The organism is Borreliella afzelii (assembly GCF_014202295.1).
GTDB lineage: Bacteria > Spirochaetota > Spirochaetia > Borreliales > Borreliaceae > Borreliella > Borreliella afzelii.
The window spans coordinates 1-3673 of record NZ_JACHGM010000022.1 but is presented as its reverse complement, the minus strand read 5'-3'; the positions used below and the strand labels follow the sequence as shown (position 1 = coordinate 3673).

Sequence of the window (3673 nt, the reverse complement as noted above, 5' to 3'; positions counted from 1 at the left end):
ATAAAAAACCATTTTAAAAAAACCAATAGATTAAAGGATTTAAAAGATTTTGATGAAAGATTTATGCCGTCTGATCAGCGTGATTATAACGACAGCCCATTAATATTCTTTGACTCGTTAAAAGAAGATAAACAATTTGATTTTATATTTGCAGCATAGCAATATGTTTAAAGCCCCCAAATAGGGGGCTAGTATAATTATTATTGAGCCTGATGGACTTGGCACGTACTACTTGCACTAGTTTTAAAATTGTCTATACCATCACCAAGTGCTCCTTTAACCACCTCTTTAAAAGTGGTTTTTAGATTTTCTGCATTTTCTTTTCCGTTACAGCTATCAAGTTGTGTTTTTATATGATCAAGTGCTTCTTTTATTTTGTTTTCATCATATCCTAAAAATTTATCAAATTTTTCATTCTCTAATGTGTCTTTTAACCATTCAAGTTGTTTTTTTTGATCTTCATCCAGCTTTTCTATAAGTAATTCTTTTGGGGATTTTGGCTTTTCTTGTTCGCTTAAATCGCGTTTTTTCCTACTTTTTACTTCTTGGGGTATATTTTTATTATTTTTCTTAAAAGCAGCATTATTATCGGAATTACAGCTGTTTAACAGAATAAAAAATAAACAAAATAATATATTTATAATTTTCATTCTCCTCTCCTTTTTTATGAGTAATGTTTAATTTAATTATTGCTACTAAATATTGGATAAACAATTATTATTGAATTTTTCTTTTTAAGAAGATTGTTTGGAAATGATAAATTATATTTTGAGAATTCTTTGTAATTGCTATTTGAAAAACCCAGCAATTAGAGATACAACAATAGCTGCTACGGCCGATATGGCGATGGGGACCACTACTGCTGTCATAATAGTTATCATTCTGTTACTTATCTCGATTTTTTCTAAAAGCAATTTAGTATTAATTTCTAGCTTTTCGTCAAGAGTTTGTTTAAGATTTTGTTCCAGATTAGATATATCTTGTTTTAAATTCTTTTCTATAGTATCTATTTTAGTATTCAAATTCTTTTCTATAGTATCTATTTTAGTATTCAAATTCTTTTCTACAGTGTCAATTTTAGTATTTACACCATCTATTTTGACATTAAATTCATTCTTTATACCATCTATTTTGGTATTCAAATTCTTTTCTACGAAATCGATTTTAGTATTAAGTTCATTTTTTACACTATCTATTTTAGTCTCTAAACCATCAATCTTGGTATCTAAATTCTTTTCTGCGCTATCAATCTTAGAAACAAGATTATCAAACTTTATCCCAAATTGTTTTTCTAGATTTTCTAAATCTCTATATGTAAGTTCATTGTGATAGTATCTTTTAGATAAATCTTGAGCTATTAGTTGTTCCATGCCCAATCTTATAAATTCATTGTATATTTGTTCTTCAGTTACACTTGCAATATTTGGTAGTGCTGGTTTCATAATATTTTCCCTTTATAGCCTATTATACACTATTTTAGTTAGCTTTAGATATTTTTACATATAAAGTATAAGTTCCTGCAAGAACAACTTATTTGTAATTTACATTTTTAACTAGGGAATATTGATTATAGACTTTTTGTGCTATGGGTTTTGTTTTTTGAATGTACTCCAAAAGCATTTTGATATTATGTTTGATTGAAGTTATAGAGTGTTCATCTTTTAGTGTTGATAAGTCTGGAAAAGTATATTCTGGATAATTTGGGTCATTAACTTTTACTTTTGTTTTAGCTAAGAATGTTATAAGGTACATAACATAATCTGATAATTTTGCCTCATATTTAGCTAAAGAGCCGAGTGTTTGAATAATTGGTGGCTTTGGTTCATCTGGTAAACTAGCAATAGTATTGCAACATAGTAGTAAAGTAAGTAACAAGTAGTTTACTAGTTTAAGCATTTTCATCCCTTTTAAGGATATTAATATATTCCCTCATGATTTTATTGCGTTTTGCTTTTAATGAGGAGATAATTTTATTACTTTTATTATTAGAAATAGCCTCTATTATCTCAATATTGTATTTTAATATGTCTTGTATTTCTTCTAATATTTTTGTTGATTCGGCTGTTTCCATAGATTTTAGTGTGCTCATATATGTTTTGTAGAAAAAATCTATTACCTTGCTAAAAGTATTAATGTAGTTATGATCTATGTTTGTATCAGTTTTAGCTATGTTAGTTAAGCTTGATAGTAAATTAAGCCCTAAACCAATAGTGTTATTTTGCATTATGTGTTTCTCCCTTGATAGATAGGTTTTCCTTCCTGATTGAATTTCAGATCATTAGATATTTTTAGATTTTTTTCATCAGAATTAACTAGATCAATACATCGATTGATTTTCTCATTTATTGGGGCGAGTGTTTTAGTTATTGTTGGGGTTAATGCACTCTCAAGTCTTTCCATATTTGCTGTATAGATTAATTTGTAATGAGAATATAGCTCATAAACCAAAAAGAATCCTTTGTGTGCAGCCTCATCAAATTCATCTTCAAATTTAGAAAATATATCAATAAGGTTTGATAAAGACTTAAGTCCAAGCTCAAGATTATCTTTAGATAATTTCATAACTTAATCCCGTTTTTTACCATGATTATTGCCATTTCCATTTCTAAAAAACTTACCTATGACTATAAATAGTATGTCTTTTAATAACGGTTTTAAAAGAATTAGTACCCCTAGAACCAGTACTGTTACAAAAATCATTACGGCTATGAGTTTTATTTCATTTAGATTAATAAGAAGTTCTGTTATTTTAATAGTATCCATTTTTAATCCCTCATTTTAATTTTTTATTTGTATATACATTATATACCAAAACTATAATTTTTGCTAAAAAAGTTTACAGTTTCAAAAGTCGAGGGACCGGTTTTCCTGATATGTATATTCTTTTTTGGACATACCATCCTTTGTATATAGGAATTGTCATAGATATTGAATTGGCAGAATCAATCATATAAACTATATCTGTTTCAGTTTCATCGATATACCTAACAGATATTGTTTTATTCAATAATGCATCCTGGTGTGGTATTTCTAGATCAATATCAAGGTAAATGGGGGCATCATCATCACTTTTGTGAAAGTAAATAGTTACACTGGAATAGGTTTTCAATTCAATAGTTATTGATTGTTTTGAGTAATCGCTCCAATAAAGCGTACTGTCTCTCCTATATCTAAAATTACAATTAAAATCGTATGGTACGCCTAGTAATTGTTTGGGAATTGGAGTTTTTTGAATACTTGAAGAAGACATTATCAAAAGGTCATCACTGCTAGATAGAGTAGCTGATGATATGCTATCTGTAAGGCGTGATTTAATTTTACTAAAAAGGCTGGAAAGCTTATCAGAATTATTACCAATTAGTTTGTCAATTATGTTAGCGTAAATTTTTTCCACAAACTTTTCATCAGCTACAAGTTCTTCAGCAATTGTAGACTTAATTATCTCCTTAAAATAGCCGAGTCCTTCACCTTTAAATGTTTTATCTTTAGCGGTTTCTAAAAAGTTTTTAAATGTGATAGCGTTACTACTTGCAACCCCATCATCAAGTATTAAAAGATCATTGTTATTAACGGTTGTTACCTTATTCAAATCTTTAATTTGAACTGTTTCTTCTTCATCAATTAGTAATTTTTCTTCTTCTCCAGCCATAAAGCCTCCTTAATTGTTAAAAGT

General features: G+C 28.2%; 7 protein-coding genes and 1 pseudogene. 1 reads left to right on the top strand and 7 read right to left on the bottom strand.

Annotated elements, in window-relative coordinates:
- A pseudogene (locus tag HNP63_RS06985) lies at positions 1-159 on the top strand (ERF family protein); the annotation flags it as partial.
- Positions 160-200: 41 nt separating this feature from the next.
- On the opposite strand, the gene HNP63_RS06415 reads toward HNP63_RS06985, so the two are convergent.
- The 7 genes from HNP63_RS06415 to HNP63_RS06385 form a co-directional block, all read right to left on the bottom strand.
- Positions 201-650, bottom strand: coding sequence for an Mlp family lipoprotein (locus HNP63_RS06415; RefSeq protein ID WP_183227653.1), 450 nt, complete (start codon positions 648-650; stop codon positions 201-203).
- A gap of 138 nt (positions 651-788) precedes the next feature.
- Positions 789-1442, bottom strand: coding sequence for a Bdr family repetitive protein (gene bdr, locus HNP63_RS06410; RefSeq protein ID WP_183227651.1), 654 nt, complete (start codon positions 1440-1442; stop codon positions 789-791).
- 88 nt (positions 1443-1530) lie between these two features.
- Positions 1531-1896 carry a BBA14 family lipoprotein gene (locus HNP63_RS06405; RefSeq protein WP_183227649.1) on the bottom strand — a complete coding sequence of 122 codons (366 nt, stop codon included), beginning with the start codon at positions 1894-1896 and terminating at the stop codon, positions 1531-1533.
- Positions 1889-2224, bottom strand: coding sequence for a BlyB family putative holin accessory protein (locus HNP63_RS06400; RefSeq protein ID WP_012579276.1), 336 nt, complete (start codon positions 2222-2224; stop codon positions 1889-1891). Before HNP63_RS06400 ends, HNP63_RS06405 begins: the two co-directional genes overlap by 8 nt.
- Positions 2224-2562 (bottom strand): BlyB family putative holin accessory protein, encoded by a 339-nt coding sequence (locus tag HNP63_RS06395; RefSeq protein ID WP_183227647.1) that lies wholly within the window; start codon positions 2560-2562, stop codon positions 2224-2226. The genes HNP63_RS06400 and HNP63_RS06395 overlap by 1 nt, the downstream gene beginning before the upstream one ends.
- A 3-nt stretch (positions 2563-2565) precedes the next feature.
- On the bottom strand, positions 2566-2763 hold the full coding sequence (locus HNP63_RS06390; RefSeq protein WP_183227645.1) for a BlyA family holin: 198 nt from the start codon (positions 2761-2763) through the stop codon (positions 2566-2568).
- Positions 2764-2836: 73 nt separating this feature from the next.
- Positions 2837-3649 (bottom strand): DUF685 domain-containing protein, encoded by an 813-nt coding sequence (locus HNP63_RS06385; protein WP_183227643.1) that lies wholly within the window; start codon positions 3647-3649, stop codon positions 2837-2839.
- Between the last annotated feature and the right edge of the window lie 24 nt (positions 3650-3673).